Raw genomic sequence first — 16,730 nt, forward strand, 5'->3', positions numbered from 1 at the left:
CGCCATGGACTTCGCGTTCGACGCACGCACCGAGGAACTCCGCGCCAAGCTGCTCGCCTTCATGGACGAGTACGTCCATCCGGCCGAGCAGGTCGCCCACGAGCAGCGCGCCCGCCTCGCCTCCCCCTGGGACACGCCGCAGGTCGTGGAGGACCTGAAGGCCGAGGCCCGCCGCCAGGGCCTGTGGAACCTCTTCCTGCCCGACGCCGAGCACGGCGCCGGCCTCACCAACCTCCAGTACGCCCCGCTCGCCGAGATCACCGGCCGCAGCCCGCAGCTGGCGCCGACGGCGACGAACTGCGCGGCGCCCGACACCGGGAACATGGAGGTGCTGGCCCAGTTCGCCGACGAGGAGCAGAAGAAGCAGTGGCTCGAGCCGCTGCTAGCCGGTGAGATCCGCTCGGCGTTCGCCATGACCGAGCCGGACGTGGCCTCCTCCGACGCCACGAACATCACCACGCACATCGAGCGCGACGGCGACGAGTACGTCATCACCGGCCGCAAGTGGTACATCTCCGGGGCGATGAACCCGGACTGCAGGATCTTCATCGTGATGGGCAAGACCGACCCGGACGGCGCGGACATCCGCCGCCAGCAGTCCATGGTGCTGGTCCCCCGCGACACGCCCGGTGTCACCGTCGACCGCGCGATGCAGGTCTTCGGCTACGAGGACCACTACCACGGCGGCCACGCCGAGGTGACCTTCGACCACGCGCGCGTGCCGGTGTCGAACCTGATCGGCGAGGAGGGCGGCGGCTTCGCGATCGCCCAGGCCCGCCTCGGTCCGGGCCGTATCCACCACTGCATGCGGCTGATCGGCATGGCCGAGCGGGCGATCGAGCTGATGTGCCGTCGGGCGGTGTCCCGCGAGGCCTTCGGCAAGGCGCTGGCCCAGCAGGGCGTCGTCCACAACTGGATCGCGGACGCGCGGGTCACCGTCGAGCAGCTGCGGCTGCTGGTGCTGAAGACCGCCTGGCTGATGGACACCGTCGGCAACAAGGGCGCCCACACCGAGATCCAGGCCATCAAGATCGCCACGCCCCGCGCGGTGGTCGACATCATCGACCGGGCGATCCAGCTGCACGGCGCGGGCGGCGTGAGCCAGGACTTCCCGCTGGCCGAGCTCTACGCCGGCGCCCGGACGCTGATGATCGCCGACGGCCCGGACGAGGTCCACCAGCGCTCGCTGGCACGCCGGGAGATCAAGAAGTACCTCTGAGCGAGGCGGCGCCCCCCGGAGCCGGGGGGCCGTCACCTCACGGGCGCAGTGCCCGCAGCAGCAGGTCGGCCAGGTGGTCGGCGACCTCCTGGGGGCCGAGCGGACCGTCGGGGCGGTACCAGGTGGAGAGGTGGTGGACGGAGCCGAAGTGGTAGTCCACCACCAGGTCGGCCGGGGACTCCTTGGTGAAGACGCCGGCCTGCTGGCCCTCCTCGATGAGCGCGCGGAAGCGTTCGTGGTAGCGCCGGCGCTCCGCGCGCACCTGCTTGTTCTTCTCCGGGCTCAGCTGGTGCATGGAGCGGAAGAAGATCGACGCGTCGTCGAGGTTGTCGATGGTCGTGACGACGACGTCGGCCGCCGCCTCCCGCACCCGCTTCTCGACCGGCTCGTCGGATTCCGCGAAGGCGTCCAGGCGCTCCTGCTGGAGGCGCAGCACGCGCGCGTACACCTCGTGGAGCAGGTCGTCCTTGGAGCCGAAGTAGTGGTACAGCGCTCCCTTGGTGACGCCGGCCGCCTCCACGATCTCCTGTACCGAGGTGCGGTCGTAGCCCCGCTCCGCGAAGAGCCGGGTGGCGGCGGCCAGGAGCCGCTGCGGCACCGGAGTGCCGTCCCCGTCCGTGGTCCTGGGCACTGCCGTCACCTGCCTTTCCGTTTCAGTGTCCGTTCACTGTTCGTCCTGTCGCGTACGGGAACGCAGTTCCCGACGGAGGATCTTCCCACTCGCCGTCTTCGGCAGGTCGGGCAGGATCTCCACCTGGCGCGGATACTTGTACGCGGCCAGTCTCTCCTCGCAGTACGCGGCGAGTGCGTCCGGGGCCGCCTCGGCACCCGGACGGAGGCTGATGTACGCCTTGACGGTCTCCCCGCGGTACCCGTCGGGCACGCCGACGACGGCGGCCTCGCGCACCGCCGGGTGGGTGTAGAGGACGTCCTCGACCTCGCGCGGCCAGACCTTGAACCCGGAGGCGTTGATCATGTCCTTCTTGCGGTCGACGACGTAGAGCCACCCCTGGGCGTCCATGAAGCCGATGTCGCCGGTGCGCAGCTCGCCGCCGGGGAAGGCCTCGGCGGTGGCGTCGGGGCGCCGCCAGTAGCCGGGGACGACCTGCGGACCGCTCACGACGATCTCGCCCTGTTCCCCGAAGGGCACCTCCGCGCCCTGCTCGTCGACGACCCGGACGATGCTCTCGGGGCCGGGCAGGCCGACGGCGAGGGTTCCGGAGACCGGGTCGACGGGCGCCTCCAGGTGCGGCGGGACCGAGGCGCACGGCGCCGTGCACTCGGTGAGCCCGTAGCCGTTGCGGATGTACGACCCGAAGCCCGCGCGGAACTTCTCCACCAGGGCGGGCGGCAGCGGGGCGCCCCCGGAGGAGATGTTCGCGAAGGAGGCGAAGTGCCCGCGGGTGACGGACGGGTGGGCGGCCAGCGCCATGAAGGCGGTGGACGGGCCGACGGTGTAGTGCGGCCGGTGCTCGGCGAACGCGTCCAGCACGACGCCCGCCTCGAAGCGGTACGCCAGGACGAGCGTGCCCGTGCTGTTCAGGCAGGCCCCGAACTCGCAGACCATGCCGGTGATGTGGAACAGCGGCGCCAGCGCGAAGTAGACGGGCGCCTCGGGCAGGCCGAGACCGGTGCGCTGCCGTTCGGCGTTGTACATGATGTTGCGGTGCGTGTTGGTGGCGCCCTTGGGGGTGCCGCTGGTGCCCGAGGTGTAGCTGATGAGCGCGATGTCGTGCGGTCCCGGGTCGCGGCCCTCGGGTGCCTTGTGCCCGGCGCGGGCGGCCCGGGCGAGGTCGTCGGCGTCGGTGGCGCCCGGCAGCCGCTCGAAGCTCAGCACCCGTGTGTCCGTGCGGGTCTGGAAGTCCAGCTCGCACCCGGTGAGGACGATCCGTACGGGCGTGCCGCCCGCCGTCTCGCGCACGTACGACTCCCAGGCCCGGTCGGAGCAGATCAGCGCGGCCACCTCGCCGTCCCGCAGGACGTGCCCGATCTCCCCCGACTTGTACATGGGGTTGACGGGCACGACGACCGCGCCCGCCTTCCAGGCGCCGAGGACGGCGAGCACGAAGTGCGGGGAGTTCTGCAGCAGGACCGCGACCCGTTCGCCGCGCTCCAGGCCGCGCGCGGCGAGGTGCCCGGCGACGGAGTCGCTCAGCTCGTCCACCTCGCGGTAGGTGAGGCGGCCGTCGAAGTAGGCGAGGAAGATCCGGTCGGGGGCTGCGGCTGCGGCCCGGCGCAGGGCGTGCACCAGGGAGGCCTCCGGGTCGAGCGGGGCCTTCTGGACGTCGGTCAGCAGGTCCAGCCAGGGCCTGGCCGCGTAACGGGAGCCGGTCACCGGGCCGCCGCCTCCTCCCACTGCCGCTGGAGCCGGTTCATGCCGCGCAGCCAGCGGTCGGGCTCTGCGGCACGGGCCTGGTAGTACGCGGCGACCTCGGGGTGCGGCAGGACCAGGAAGCGGTCCTCCTCGATGCCCTTGAAGAGGGCGTCCGCCACGTCCGCGGGTTCGATGGCGGTCGGCGTGAGCACCAGTTCGCCCGCGCTGCCGCTCGCGGTGAGCATGTCGGTGCGCACGCCCTGCGGGCAGATGGCGTGGACCCTGATCCCGCGGTGGCGGTACGTGAGGGACAGCCACTCGGCGAAGGCGTACGCACCGTGCTTGGTGACGCTGTAGGGCGCGGCTCCGATCATGGTGAGGAGTCCGGCGGCCGAGACGGTGGAGACGAAGCGGCCGCTGCCGCGCTCCAGCCAGTCGGGGATCAGCTCGTGGGCCGCCCGCACGTGTGCCATGACGTTGACGTCCCAGGCGAGCGCCCAGACGGTCTCCTCGGCCGCCTCCGAACCGCCCGAGCCGACACCCGCGTTGGCGCAGTACACGTCGACCGTGCCGCCCAGCGCCTCGCGCGCCTCGGCCACGATCGCGGAGGCGTCGCCCGGGACCGCGACGGCGCCGATCTCGTCGGCGACGGCCTTCGCCCGGTCGGCGTCCAGGTCGTTGACGACGACCCGGGCCCCCTCGGCGGCGAAGCGGCGGGCCAGCGCGGCGCCGATGCCGCCTCCCGCCCCGGTGACGACGACTCCGGCATCCTGCACGGCTTCCACCATCGGTCTCCTTCGACACGGCTGCGACGCCACGTGCGTGGGCCTGCTGCAACGCCAGACTAACCAGTCGGTATGTACGACGGAAGAGGTGAACCGGGGTCCGGCTCGTTCCGCGCGGCAGGGGGCGCGGGTTAGCGTGCGTGCGCATGACACCCGCCGCGATCACGGAGGTCACCGCATGACGCTGTCCAGACGGACCCTGCTCGCCACCACGGCCGCGGTGGCGGCCACCACCACGGCCGTCGCGACCGGCACGGCGCAGGCGGCGCCCGGGGGCCACGGCGGCCGCCGGCTCCGCACCGGCTTCGAGCGCCTCGCCGACGACGGCTACGCCCTGCTCGACGGGCAGAAGGCCGGCCTCGTCACCAACCCGACCGGCGTCACCCGGGACGTACGCCACATCGTGGACGTCATGCACGCCGACGACCGCGTCGAGCTGACCGCCGTCTTCGGTCCCGAGCACGGCTTCCGCGGCACCGCGCAGGCGGGCGGCTCCGAGGGCCGCTACGACGACCCCGCGACCGGACTGCCGGTCTACGACACGTACCTGAAGAGCGGGCAGCCGCTCGCGGACGTCTTCACGGCGTCCGGCGTGGACACCGTCGTCTTCGACATCCAGGACGTCGGCGCGCGTTTCTACACGTACATCTGGACGCTGTTCGACTGCATGGAGGCGGCCCGGCTCGCGGGCAAGCGGTTCGTGGTCCTGGACCGGCCGAACCCGGTGACCGGACGGGCGGCCCTCGGCCCGGTCCTGCACGAGGAGTTCGCGACCTTCGTCGGCCGCAAACCCGTCGCGCAGGCGCACGGCATGACCGTCGCCGAGCTGGCACGGCTCTTCAACGGCGAGTTCCTGACCTCGCCGGTACCCCTGGAGACCGTGACGATGACCGGCTGGAGGCGCTCGGAGTTCCACGACGCCTCCGGGCTGCCCTGGGTGCCGCCGAGCCCCAACATGCCGACGCCGGAGTGCGCCCTCGTCTACTCGGGCACGTGCCTGTTCGAGGGCACGAACCTGTCGGAGGGACGCGGCACCACCCGCCCCTTCGAGCTGATCGGGGCCGAGGGCGTCGACGGGAGCTGGGCCGCCGCCGCGAACGCCCTCGACCTGCCCGGCGTGCGCTTCCGGGAGGCGTACTTCACGCCCACCTTCTCCAAGTTCCAGGGGAAGACCGTCGGGGGCGTACAGCTGCACGTGCACGACCGGGCCGCCTTCGATCCGGTCCGCACCGGGATCGCCCTCCTGGTGACCGCGAAGCGGACCTGGGACGGCTTCGCCTGGCGGCCGGACAACTGGATCGACAAGCTCACCGGCTCCGCACAGGTGCGCACGATGATCGACGCGGGTGCGGACACCGACGAGGTGGTGGGCGGCTGGGAGAGCGAACTGGCGGCGTTCCGAAGGACGCGCCGCCCGTACCTGCTCTACCGCTGACCCGGGCGCCGGCCGGTCACCGGCGGGACGCGTACTCCACGACCCGCAGGCAGGCCGGCCGGTTCCGCCGGCCGACGCCGCCGTGCTCGATGCCGCCGGTCCTGCCACCCCGACAGGCCCGCCACAGCGTCCCCCCGGTTCTCGCAGACCGACTTCGTGGAGAGGACGGCTCGGCCGTTCCGACCGGGCGGCAGGATGTCGCAACACCGGCCGCCGCAGCGGTCCTTGGCCACCGTTCCGGTGAGCTTTCCGGTGATCGTTCCGCGGATTTTCCGGTTGCCCTCACGGCAGTCGTCTCTGCGGCTTTCTCCGAGGTGAGGCCCGTTCCGGCAGCCATCGGCGGGGGAAAGCGGCGACAAAAAGCCGGTGACGCGGACACATACGGACGCGCCCTTCAGGAACCCGTGGACGCCGCGGGGAGTTCTCAGTCTGTCGAGGGCGTTGCGCGGGGTGCGCCGTGGCACGGCGGCTCCCGCCGCCTGGGACGGGCCGGGCATGACCGCCGGTACCCGAGTCCGACGATGAACACGCGTCACTTTTGGAGCGGTGGTTCGGCTTATGAGGGGCATCGGAAATCGGATGGAGCCGAATCGCGTGTCGATACGTCTATTCGGCGACGTCCGTACGAAGACGCCGAAGTGACCGAAGTACAGGTGCAGGTGTGACGGAGGTGCAGGGCGATGGCCGGTTTCCGGAGTCTGGCGAGACAGGTCCGCGATCCGCGGTGCGACCTGGCGCTACGGCGCTATTCACTGCGCAAGTGCCTTGAGCGGTTCGCTCCTTACGGGCACAGGGCGACCTGGGACCATCTGTGCTCCCGGGCCGGGTTCGGCCTCGAGGACCGCTCTCCCGACCCGGCGCGGCTCGTGGCCGCGCTGGAGGAGCTGGAGGAGGCGCGTTCGGTCTGGCTGGCCTACGAGGCCGGGTTCGCCGAGCGGCGCAGGAAGGAGAAGCACGACGGGCTGCGCAGGCCGGGCAGCGTGGACGACTGGCACCGGCTGACCTGGGGCGGTTTCGGCGTCGCCTGGTGCGACGATCCCGGGATCCATCCGGACGGGCCGCTGGCGGAGGTGCTGCGCCGGCTGATCTCCGCGCTGGAGCGTGAGCCGGGGGCGCTGTGCCCGGTCTGCGACGGGGGTCACCTGGTCTGGAAGTACGACCTCGACCACGAGCCTTCCACGGGCCCGGTCTGCGCGGACTGCGGCATCCTGGTCCCGCGCCCCGTCCTCACCCCCGAGGCACTGGCGGCCGCCAGACTCGGACGGCCGCTGCTCATGTCGGCGTAGGGCCGGTCCGGCGGCGGGAGCGCGCGCCCGCCGCCGTGCGGCCCGACGGCCGTGCGGCCCGGCGACGGTGCGAACCGGTGGCCGTGCGGCCCGGCGCCGGGGGTCGTCGCTCAGGACGCGCGAGGCATGCTGTGCGGCGACCCCCGGCGAGCCGCCCCTACGTGGCGTAGAAGCCCTGCACGTCGGCGATCAGGTCGACCGTGCCCGCGTGGTTGTAGAAGGTGACCTTGCCGTCGGCCACCGGGACCACGACGAGGCCGGCCACGGTCCGTCCCGCCGTCGGGTTCATGGTGGACGCGCTGGTGCGGGCCGTTCCCGAGGGGTAGACCGAGAGGAACGTGGACGAGGTCGCGTTGGTCGCCGTCACGTTCAGCACGACCGCCGTCACACCCGTGGCGGGGACGCCGTCCCGGCCGGCGACCTGAAGGGTCACCGTGTCGCCGGATCCGACCTTGCCCTTGGCGACGCCGGTGCCGTACCGGGTGTCCATGGCACGGGTCGGGGCCAGCGGCTGGTAGAGGGAGCCGAGGTTCGAGGAGGTGTAGTAGCCGGCGACATCGGCGATGAGATCGACCGAGCCCGAGTGGTTGTACAGGTAGATCTCACCGTCGCGCACGGGGGCGACGACGAGGTTCGACACGGTCTGGCCCGACGTCATGTTCAGGTTCGACGGCCCCCGCCAGTCCACCACGCCCTCGGACGGGACGACGGACACGACGGTCGAGGTGGTGGGGTCGGTCGCCGTCACGTTCAGCACGACCGCCGTCACGTCCGTGGTGGGCACCCCGCCGCGGCCGGAGACGGTGAGGGGCACCGTGGTGTGCTCCTGCACCTTGGCCTTCCGCGCGCCGAGGCCGCTGCGGGTGTCCAGCAGACGGGTGGGACGCAGGGGCTCGTAGAGGGAACCGTCCGCCTCGGTGTAGTAACCGGAGATGTCGGCGATGAGGTCGACGCTCCCGGCGTGGTTGTAGAAGGTGACCTTCCCGTCCTTGACGGGGACGACCACCGTGTTGGGCACGGTCGCACCGGCGGGCACATTGAGGTTCGACGCGCTGCTGCGGGCGGTGCCGGCCGGATAGACCGAGATGTACGTCGACGCCGTCGGGTTGGTGGCGGTCACGTTCATGGCCACCGCGGTCACCTGGTCGGCCGGGAGGAGGCCGTCGCGCTCGGGTATCCGGAAAGTCACCGTGCCTCCGGTGCCGACCTTGCCCTTGCGGACGCCGGTTCCGGTGCGCGTGTCCATGGCCCGCAGCGGCTCGTGCACCCGGAACCTGGAGGTGGCCGTGGACAGGCCGTGGGTCAGGACGACGCTGCCGGTCTGCCGGACCGCCGGGCCGACGCCGTCGGCGGGCGGGGCGTCCAAGGTCCAGGTGTACTGCCCGTTGGGCATCAGGTTCCCGGCCTTGTCACGGCCGGTCCAGGAGAGCGCCACCCGGCCGCGGGCCTCCGTGCCGGAGTCCAGCACGGAGACCTTGCCGGTGGTGGCGTGCCGCGCAGTGAGGGACCACCCGCCGACGGGCTTGCTGAACAGGACGCGCAGCGTCTCCCAGCCGTTCTCGCTCGCCTCGACGTGGTCGCCGGCGTTCCGGCTCAGAACCGACAGGGGCTGGGCGTCGATGCCCGTCGGGACGATGTGGACGCGCTCGTCGGCGTCGGCGTAGGCCACGTGGCCACCGAAGCGGTCCACGCTCCAGCGGATGTGACGCTGCGAAACACCGGTGTCGGGCAGGGAACCGATGACGCGGCTGACGGGGTGGGCACTGTCGGCGCCCGTGAGGACCAGCTGTCCGGCCGCCGCGTCGTGGGTGACCACGCAGCCGTCGCCGAGCAGGGCCTCCCCCGCCGGGACCGGCAGTGAGGTCTTCGCCGTACGGTCGTAGACGCCGGCCGGTCCGTCCGCGCCGCAGCTCCAGTACAGCCAGCGGCCCACGGCCTGCAGCTCCCGGGGCACGCACGGGGCGCCGGTGTCCACCGACTGGACCTGCTTGCCGGTCGCCAGGTCCTCGGCCGTGACGCGGCCGTTCTCCGCCCCCGGCTTCCACAGCCAGGAACCCCACAGGGCGGCCGCGCCGGCCGGCCGCTTCCCGATGACATGCCACCTCCGGAGCGAGTACACCTGCTGCTCGCCCGTGGCGTCGGCGGAGGCGTGGACGAGGTAGTCACCGTTGACGTCCACGAGGCGGCCGGCGCCGAGGTCGAAGTAGTTGTTGTCATCGGCTTCCCGGCTGCGGATCACGTATCGGCTGCCTTGCTGGCGCACGAACCGCCCGTCCCCGAGAGCCCGGTACTCCGCGCAGGCGATGTCGGTGGCGGCGCAGTCGGCCAGCCGGCTGTTGGTCAGCCAGGAGCGATCGCCGTAGGTCGGCGTGCCGGAGGTACTGACGGACCGGACGGACGCGTAAATCCCGGCAGCGCTGTCGTCGACCACGGACAGCTGTCCCTGGGCGAGCGCCAGACCCTGGATGCGCGCCGGTCTCGGCAGCCGCTTCACCAAGGTCGGCACCGGTTCGCCCGTGGCGTCGGCCGTGATGCGCCTGACTCCCCAGTCAATGGCGTCACTGCCGCCGACGATCGCTGCCGTGCCGTCCGGTCCGGCGGCAACTCCGCCCCGGATCCGGCTGAGCAGGGTGACGACGGGGCCGCCGGTGATCGGCACCGCCTGGAGGCGGCTGCCGTTCACGTAGGCCAGCCAGTCGCCCACGACGGCGAAGTCGTGGTGGGCATTGCCGGGGTAGACGAGGTCGTTCAGCGTGACCTCGATGTACGGAGCCGAGAGGTCACTCCGCAGGAACAGGAGGATCTTGTGATTCTCGCCGTCCGGACTGTAGGCCGCCAGGTATTCGGGCGAGAGCTTCACCCGGGAAAAGGTTTCGGGGATCGGCGGGGTCACGGCCTCGACCCGACCCGTCTCCGTCGAGGCGATGCCGAAGCGCCGCTGCCCGTCCTGGGCCTTCGCCGCCACGACGAGGCCCGACCCGTCACCGCCGAACACCCCCAGGGGGTGGCCGGCGGGGTCGGACAGGGGAAGATCCCGGGTCGTCCCGTCCGGCCGGGGCGACAGCAGGTGCATCGACTCCGCCGTCACCCTCCCGTCCGGCTGGGTGACCGGCTCGTAGGCGACCACGGCGGAGCCGAAGACCGCGGCCGTCTTCAGCCCCTCGGGGACCGTCACACGGCGTGAACTCCCGTCCGCGCCGCGGAGTTCGACCTCCCCGTCGCGCAGGAAGGCCAGGGTGTCGGCGCCGGTGCCGCGGACGGTCGTCCCGGACTCGGTGGGCAACGAAACCGGTGTGCTGCGGCCGTCCGCGTACCGGACGTGGGCGACCTTCCCGTCCTGCGCGTAGAAGACGCCCTCGGCACCGGCGGAATCCGCCCGGAAATCGCGTGACTGCGCGGACAGGTAGGTCCTCGCGGGCACCGTGTTGGGACGGGGTGCGGCCGGAACCACCACCTCGCCGGGCACCGGTTCGCCGGCCGCGGCACTCGACGCCTGCGGCATCAGACCGCCCACGGTCAGAGCGACGCCCATAGCGGTGGCGAACGCCCCCCGCACCAAGCCGTGACGTTTCACTGGATCCTCCCCTTGCCCTGCCATGCCCATGGCGGGTGACCGGATCCTACCGGCTCGCGATCAAGGACGGCGAAGGAATTTGAATCTGTTCAAAAGAACCCGCCCCAGCCCGCGCGGCCCGGTCAGCCCGTCGGGCGGTCGCAGCACCGGGCGTCCGCGTCCGGCTCCCGGGCGGCTCCCGTGCGCCGGGCCGCGGGGGTGGCACCGGCCCCCGTGGCCCGTTCCACCAGCAGGCGGGAGCCGGCGCCGCGTTCGCCGAAGACGTCGTCGGGGTTGGACAGGACACAGGTGTCCAGGGAGAGGCAGCCGCAGCCGATGCAGTCGGTGAGGTGGTCGCGCAATCGGTTCAACTGCTTGATCCGCTCGTCCAGTTCGGAACGCCAGGACGCCGAGAGCCGGGCCCAGTCGTCCTCGGTGGGGGTGCGCCCCTCCGGCAGCTCGGCGAGTGCTTCGCGGATCGTGGCGAGCGGGATGCCGACGCGCTGCGCGGCGCGCACGAAGGCGACCCGGCGCAGCGCGTCACGGCTGAAGCGGCGCTGGTTGCCGGACGTGCGGCGACTGTGGATCAGGCCCTTGGACTCGTAGAAGTGCAGGGCGGAGACGGCGGCGCCGCTGCGCGCGGCGAGCTGGCCGACCGTGAGCTCGTGGATCTTCTCGGGAATCTGAGGCACTCCTCGAACCCTACCGACCCGGTCACCCGCACGGATGCCTCCGGTCCGTTGACACGGGCCGCCCGGGCGACCATGCTAAGCAGTCGCTTAGCTTTGAGGGCGAACAGGTCGAGCGAGCAGGACGAGCGAGCAGAGAGGCCGGGACATGGCAGAGCCGAGGATCTTCACATCCGCCGACGACGTGAAGGCGGCGGTGGGCGAGCGGTTGGGGTACACCGACTGGCTGGACGTCGACCAGAAGCGGATCGACCTGTTCGCGGAGGCGACCGGCGACCACCAGTGGATCCACGTGGACCCGGAGAAGGCCGCCGCGGGCCCGTTCGGCACCACCATCGCCCACGGTTATCTGACCCTGTCGCTGCTCCCGCTCTTCGGGCCGCAGCTCATCCGGGTCGAGGGCGTGAAGATGGGCGTCAACTACGGCACCAACAAGGTCCGCTTCCCCTCCCCCGTCCCGGTCGGCTCGCGACTGCGCGCCACGGCGACGATCACCGGCGTCGAGGACGTCCAGGGAGGGATCCAGGTGACCGTCGCCTTCACCGTGGAGCGCGAGGGCGGCGACAAGCCCGTGTGCGTCGCCGAGTCGGTCTCCCGCTACTACCTCTGAGCCTCGCCGGGCGGTGCGGCTCCCACCATCCGCAGCACGAGGTCGGCGTAGAGCGCGCCGACCTCGTCGGGCGTCCGGGGGCCGTTCACGTTGAACCAGCGGGCCACGTCGATGCAGAGCGACAGCACGGCGAGCGTCGTCCCCTTCACGTCCGGCACGTCGAACTCGCCCGACGCGACACCGTCGTCGATGATCCCGCGCACCTCGGCGTCGACCTGCCGGCGCAGCGCGAGGATCTCGTCGCGGGCCTCCGGTCCGAGCGCGTCCAGCTCGTACTGCACCACCCGCGCCGTCGTGCGGCGCCCGGCGTGCCACCGTACGAAGGAGCTCACGGCGTCGGCGAGCCGCTCGGTGGCGCTGCCCTCGCCCTGGGCCGCCGTCCGCAGGATGGCGACCGCACGGTCGTGGCCGATCCGGCTGATGCGGTGGAGCAGTTCTTCCTTGGTCTTGTAGTGGATGTAGAGCGCGGCCGGGCTCATGCCGGCCCGCCCGGCGATGTCGCGGGTCGTGGTCGCGTGGTACCCGCGCTCGGCGAAGGCCTCCACGGCGGCGACCAGGAGCCGCCGGGCCGCGTCCGGGGTGACCTCTTCCCACGGCTCGGTGTCGCCGCCCGTCGTCTCGGCCGCCGTACTCATCGCTTGTTCGCCCCTCTCGGTGACAGGGGCACCACCATACCGCCGAAGCTGAGCGGGCGCTTAGGGGCGGCTCCCGGCGGGCACGTCAGCCCAGCTTCTCGAAGGGGTCGTGCTCGGCGAGGAGCTTGTCCAGCCGGGCCTGGTCGACGCGGCTCACGATCTGCCCGGCCTCCTGGCGGTCACGGATGATCTTGGCCAGCGTGAAGGCCGAGGTGACGAGGTACAGGACGGCGACGGCGAGGAAGGCACGGACCCAGGCGTCGGCCTGGAGGTTGTAGATGCCGACGGCGGTGGCGGTCATCGCGACCGCGAACGAGGCCACGGCCTGCCCGTAGAAGGCCGTCGTGCTCTGCTGCTTGACGGGTGTGTCACTCATGCGGACAAGGGTCGGCGGATGCGGCCCCCGCCACATCCGCCGGCGTACTCAGCTCTCGTACTCAGAAGGCCGGGACGTCTCGCACCCAGAAGGCCGGGACGTCTCGCACTCAGAAGGCCGAGACGCCGGTCAGCGCCCGTCCGATGACCAGCTTCTGGATCTGGCTGGTGCCCTCGTAGAGGGTCATCACGCGGGCGTCGCGCAGCAGCTTGCCGGCCGGGTACTCGTCGATGTAGCCGTAGCCGCCGAAGACCTGGAGGGCGTTGTTGGCGGCGCGGACGGCGGCCTCCGAGGCGAACAGCTTGGCCTTGGAGGACTCGACGGTGAAGGGCCGCCCGCGGTCGATCAGGTCGGCGACCCGCCAGGTCAGCAGCCGGGCCGCGTCCACGTCGAGGGCGATGTCGCTGAGCAGCTCCTGCACCAACTGGTGGTGGGCGATGGTCTTCCCGAACTGCTCGCGCTCGCCCGCGTACCGCACGGCCGCGTCCAGTGCCGCCTGGGCTATGCCGACGCAGCCGGCCGCGACCGACATCCGCCCCTTGGCGAGGGCCGACATGGCGACCGAGAAGCCCTTGCCCTCGGGGGCCAGCATCGCGGAGGCGGGGACACGGACGTCCTCGAGGACCAGTTCGGCGGTGGCCTGGCCGCGCAGTCCGAGCTTGCCGTGGACGGTGCGGCGGGTCAGGCCGGGTGTGTCGGTGGGCACGAGGAAGGCGGAGACCCCCTTGTGACCGGGGGCGTCCGTGGAACGGGCGAAGAGCAGCACGACGTCGGCCCAGGTGCCGTTGGTGATGAACATCTTGGTGCCGTTGACGACGTAGTCGTCGCCGTCGCGGACGGCACGGGTGGTGAGGTTCCCGGCGTCCGACCCCGTACCGGGCTCGGTGAGACCGAAGCAGCCGACGTACTCGCCGGAGGTGAGCCCCGGCAGCCAGCGCCGCTTCTGCTCCTCGTCGCCCCAGGCGGCGACGGTCTTGGCGACCAGGCCGAGGGAGACCGACACGATCCCGCGCACGGAGCTGTCGCCGCGGCCCAGTTCCTCGGTGACCAGGCAGTACGCGAGATGGTCGCCGCCGCTGCCGCCGTACTCCTCGTCGACGGTGAGGCCGAGGAAGCCGACCTCGCCGAGCTTCTTCACGATCGACCGGTCCACCTCCTCGGCGCGGTCCCAGGCGACGACGTGCGGGGCGATCTCGCGCTCCACGAAGTCCCGGGCGAGCTGCCGCACGGCGGTCTGCTCCTCGCTGAGCTCCAGGTTCATGCCGAGTCACCCCACAGGAAAGACATCTTGAAAGCCGTACATTTAAATTAGCACTGCTAGTTTCCGTTCGCAGCCCTACTATGTGCGCCATGGCCCGACCGCGCAAGCCCCTGCTCAGCACCGACCGGATCGTCGAGACGGCCCGGGCGCTGGTCGACGCGGAGGGCCTCGCGGCCGTCTCCACGCGGCGGCTCGCCGCGGAGCTGGGCGTCAGCGGGCCCTCGCTCTACAACCACTTCCGCACCAAGGACGAGATCCTGGAGGCGGTCGCCGACTCGGTGAGCGCGCAGGTCGACCTGACGATGTTCGAGGACGGCCGGGACTGGCGGACCGCGCTGCACGACTGGGCCGTCTCCTACCGGGCGGCCCTGCGCGACCACCCCCACATCGTCCCGGTGCTGGCCCACGGCCCCGGCCGCCGCCCGGCCGCGCTGCACCTCGCGGACGCCGTCTACGGCGCGATGGTCGCGGCGGGCTGGCCCCCGGCCCAGGCCACGTCCATCGGCGCGCTGATGCGGTACTTCGTCATGGGCTCGGCGCTCGGCTCCTTCGCCGGGGGCTTCGTGGGCGACGCCGGCGCCTACGACCCCGCCGACTACCCGCACCTCCAGCAGGCCCACCTCCTGGCCGAGCAGCAGGAGAAGATCGACGAGCGGGCCTTCGAAACCGGGCTGACGGCGCTGCTGGACGGGCTGGCGCAGCAGTACGCCCAGGTGGCGCGGGGCACCTGAGGACGCTTCGGCGTCCGCCGAACGGTGCGTACCGCATCCTGGAACGCATGACCGACAAGGACGCCGAAGCGCCCGGACTCGCGCGGCTGGCCGGGCTGATCGCCGACGAGACCAGGGCCGCGTGTCTGCTGGCGCTGCTCGACGGGCGGGCGTGGACCGCCGGTGAGCTGGCCCGGCACGCGGGAGTCGCCGCCTCCACGCTGAGCGAGCACCTGGGCAAGCTCGTCGCGGGCGGACTGCTCGCCGAGGAGCGCCAGGGGCGTCACCGGTACGTACGGCTGGCCGACGAGCGGGTCGCACAGCTGGTCGAGGACCTGGCCGCACAGGTCGCGCCCGAGGCGGCGGCGCGGCGTCCGCGCACGCTGCGGGCAGCCGGCGCCGGTTCGGCCATGGCCCGGGGCCGCACCTGCTACGACCACCTCGCCGGGCGGCTCGGCATCACGGTCACCGACGCGCTGACCGGGCGGGGGCTGCTGCGCCAGGACACCGGCTTCGCGCTCACCGACGCCGGGCTCGGCTGGTTCCAGGACGCCGGGATCGCGCTGAAGCCCACCGGTCGCCGTCCGCTGGCCCGGGCCTGCCTCGACTGGACCGAGCGCCGTCCCCATCTCGCGGGCGTCGCGGGCGCGGCCCTGTGCCGGCACGCCCTGGACACGGGCTGGTGCGTACGCATCGGCTCCGGGCGGGCGGTGAAGGTGACGCCGGCGGGCGAGGACGCGCTGTCGGAGCTGCTCGGCATCGATCCGGTGGGGCTGCGCTGAGCACCGGTGTCCACGCGTCCCCGTCCCGGATCCGCCGGTCCCCGTATTCCGTCCCTCCCTGGCCTCAGGAGCATGATGAGCACCGCCCCGTCCCGCCGTCCGGACCTGCTCGCGGCGGCCGCCGCCACGGTCACCGTCGTCCTGTGGGCCTCCGCCTTCGTCTCGATCCGCAGTGCGGGCGACGCCTATTCGCCCGGGGCGCTGGCGCTCGGCCGGCTGCTGTCGGGCGCGCTGACGCTGGGCGTGATCTGGCTGCTGCGGCGGGAAGGGATGCCGCCCCGGCCGGCCTGGCGGGGGATCGCGGTCTCGGGACTGCTGTGGTTCGGCTTCTACATGGTCGTGCTCAACTGGGGCGAGCAACGGGTGGATGCCGGCACGGCCGCCCTCGTGGTCAACGTCGGTCCGATCCTCATCGCCCTGCTCGGCGCCCGGCTGCTCGGGGACGCGCTGCCGCCGCGGCTGGTGGCGGGGATGGCGGTGTCGTTCGCGGGCGCGGTGACCGTGGGCCTGTCGATGTCCGGTGAGGGCGGTTCCTCGCTGTTCGGGGTGGTGCTGTGCCTGCTGGCCGCCGTGGCGTACGCGGGCGGGGTGGTCGCCCAGAAGCCCGCGCTGAGGCACGCCGGCGCGCTTCAGGTGACGACGTTCGGGTGCCTGGTCGGGGCGGTGCTCTGCCTTCCGTTCGCGGGGCAGCTGGTGCGTGAGGCGGCCGACGCGCCCGTCTCCGCGACGCTCAACATGGTGTACCTGGGCGTGTTCCCGACCGCGCTGGCCTTCACGACGTGGGCGTACGCGCTGGCCCGCACGACCGCGGGCCGGATGGGCGCGACGACGTACGCCGTGCCCGCCCTCGTCGTCCTGATGTCGTGGCTGGCGCTCGGCGAGGTGCCGGGGCCGCTCACCCTGGCGGGCGGCGCGCTGTGCCTGGCGGGCGTGGCGGTGTCGCGGTCGAAGAAGCGCGCGGGGGCGGCCCCGGAGCGGGTCGGCACCGCACCGGAACCGCGCCGCGAGGACGCCGACCGGCTCTGAGCCTGTCGCGGACCGGCCCGGCCGGCCCGGACGGGTTCGGACCTGCCGG

At 72.3% G+C, this 16,730-nt stretch carries 15 protein-coding genes; 7 read left to right on the plus strand and 8 right to left on the minus strand.

The genetic code is table 11. The annotated features are described in order from the left end of the window. Window positions 1-4 precede the first annotated feature (4 nt). Complete coding sequence (locus ACP4IX_RS04800) at window positions 5-1,219, plus strand: acyl-CoA dehydrogenase (protein ID WP_426554820.1); 1,215 nt, start codon at window positions 5-7, stop codon at window positions 1,217-1,219. A 37-nt stretch (window positions 1,220-1,256) separates the two neighbouring features. On the opposite strand, the gene ACP4IX_RS04805 is transcribed toward ACP4IX_RS04800, so the two are convergent. Genes ACP4IX_RS04805 through ACP4IX_RS04815 form a run of 3 tightly spaced genes read right to left on the minus strand, consistent with a single transcriptional unit; the run spans window position 1,257 to window position 4,321 of the window. Further along, window positions 1,257-1,850, minus strand: coding sequence for a TetR/AcrR family transcriptional regulator (locus ACP4IX_RS04805; protein WP_426554821.1), 594 nt, complete (start codon window positions 1,848-1,850; stop codon window positions 1,257-1,259). Window positions 1,851-1,883: 33 nt separating this feature from the next. Beyond that, window positions 1,884-3,554: a class I adenylate-forming enzyme family protein gene (locus ACP4IX_RS04810; protein WP_426554822.1), complete on the minus strand. Its 1,671-nt coding sequence runs from the start codon at window positions 3,552-3,554 to the stop codon at window positions 1,884-1,886. Beyond that, window positions 3,551-4,321, minus strand: coding sequence for an SDR family oxidoreductase (locus ACP4IX_RS04815; protein WP_426554823.1), 771 nt, complete (start codon window positions 4,319-4,321; stop codon window positions 3,551-3,553). Before ACP4IX_RS04815 ends, ACP4IX_RS04810 begins: the two co-directional genes overlap by 4 nt. A gap of 175 nt (window positions 4,322-4,496) precedes the next feature. On the opposite strand from ACP4IX_RS04815, the gene ACP4IX_RS04820 reads away from it, so the two are divergent. Continuing rightward, a complete protein-coding gene (locus tag ACP4IX_RS04820; RefSeq protein ID WP_426518522.1) occupies window positions 4,497-5,753 on the plus strand; it encodes an exo-beta-N-acetylmuramidase NamZ family protein in 1,257 nt (418 codons plus the stop codon). Between the two features lie 680 nt (window positions 5,754-6,433). After that, window positions 6,434-7,039: a hypothetical protein gene (locus tag ACP4IX_RS04825; RefSeq protein ID WP_426554824.1), complete on the plus strand. Its 606-nt coding sequence runs from the start codon at window positions 6,434-6,436 to the stop codon at window positions 7,037-7,039. 157 nt (window positions 7,040-7,196) lie between these two features. On the opposite strand, the gene ACP4IX_RS04830 is transcribed toward ACP4IX_RS04825, so the two are convergent. Together ACP4IX_RS04830 and soxR are read right to left on the minus strand one after the other, a co-directional pair. Continuing rightward, window positions 7,197-10,613: a hypothetical protein gene (locus tag ACP4IX_RS04830; protein WP_426554825.1), complete on the minus strand. Its 3,417-nt coding sequence runs from the start codon at window positions 10,611-10,613 to the stop codon at window positions 7,197-7,199. Window positions 10,614-10,735: 122 nt separating this feature from the next. Next, window positions 10,736-11,284 (minus strand): redox-sensitive transcriptional activator SoxR, encoded by a 549-nt coding sequence (gene soxR / locus ACP4IX_RS04835; protein ID WP_426518516.1) that lies wholly within the window; start codon window positions 11,282-11,284, stop codon window positions 10,736-10,738. A 145-nt stretch (window positions 11,285-11,429) separates the two neighbouring features. Here soxR and ACP4IX_RS04840 point away from each other — a divergent pair, with 145 nt between their 5' ends. Next, window positions 11,430-11,891, plus strand: coding sequence for a MaoC family dehydratase (locus tag ACP4IX_RS04840; protein ID WP_426554826.1), 462 nt, complete (start codon window positions 11,430-11,432; stop codon window positions 11,889-11,891). Here the strand turns inward: ACP4IX_RS04840 and ACP4IX_RS04845 are convergent. From ACP4IX_RS04845 to ACP4IX_RS04855, 3 genes are all read right to left on the minus strand, one after another. Beyond that, window positions 11,882-12,526, minus strand: coding sequence for a TetR family transcriptional regulator (locus ACP4IX_RS04845; RefSeq protein ID WP_426518512.1), 645 nt, complete (start codon window positions 12,524-12,526; stop codon window positions 11,882-11,884). The two genes, ACP4IX_RS04840 and ACP4IX_RS04845, sit on opposite strands and share 10 nt — an antisense overlap. Window positions 12,527-12,611: 85 nt before the next feature. Beyond that, complete coding sequence (locus tag ACP4IX_RS04850) at window positions 12,612-12,902, minus strand: YiaA/YiaB family inner membrane protein (protein ID WP_426518510.1); 291 nt, start codon at window positions 12,900-12,902, stop codon at window positions 12,612-12,614. 109 nt (window positions 12,903-13,011) lie between these two features. Then, window positions 13,012-14,163, minus strand: coding sequence for an acyl-CoA dehydrogenase family protein (locus ACP4IX_RS04855; RefSeq protein WP_426554827.1), 1,152 nt, complete (start codon window positions 14,161-14,163; stop codon window positions 13,012-13,014). An 89-nt stretch (window positions 14,164-14,252) separates the two neighbouring features. Here ACP4IX_RS04855 and ACP4IX_RS04860 point away from each other — a divergent pair, with 89 nt between their 5' ends. From ACP4IX_RS04860 to ACP4IX_RS04870, 3 genes are all read left to right on the plus strand, one after another. After that, a complete protein-coding gene (locus tag ACP4IX_RS04860) occupies window positions 14,253-14,894 on the plus strand; it encodes a TetR/AcrR family transcriptional regulator (protein ID WP_426518506.1) in 642 nt (213 codons plus the stop codon). Between the two features lie 47 nt (window positions 14,895-14,941). After that, complete coding sequence (locus ACP4IX_RS04865; protein WP_426518504.1) at window positions 14,942-15,655, plus strand: ArsR/SmtB family transcription factor; 714 nt, start codon at window positions 14,942-14,944, stop codon at window positions 15,653-15,655. Between the two features lie 75 nt (window positions 15,656-15,730). Further along, window positions 15,731-16,681, plus strand: coding sequence for a DMT family transporter (locus ACP4IX_RS04870; RefSeq protein ID WP_426554861.1), 951 nt, complete (start codon window positions 15,731-15,733; stop codon window positions 16,679-16,681). Window positions 16,682-16,730 lie beyond the last annotated feature (49 nt).

It is taken from the genome of Streptomyces sp. WG5, from assembly GCF_049974565.1.
Taxonomy (GTDB): Bacteria; Actinomycetota; Actinomycetes; order Streptomycetales; family Streptomycetaceae; genus Streptomyces.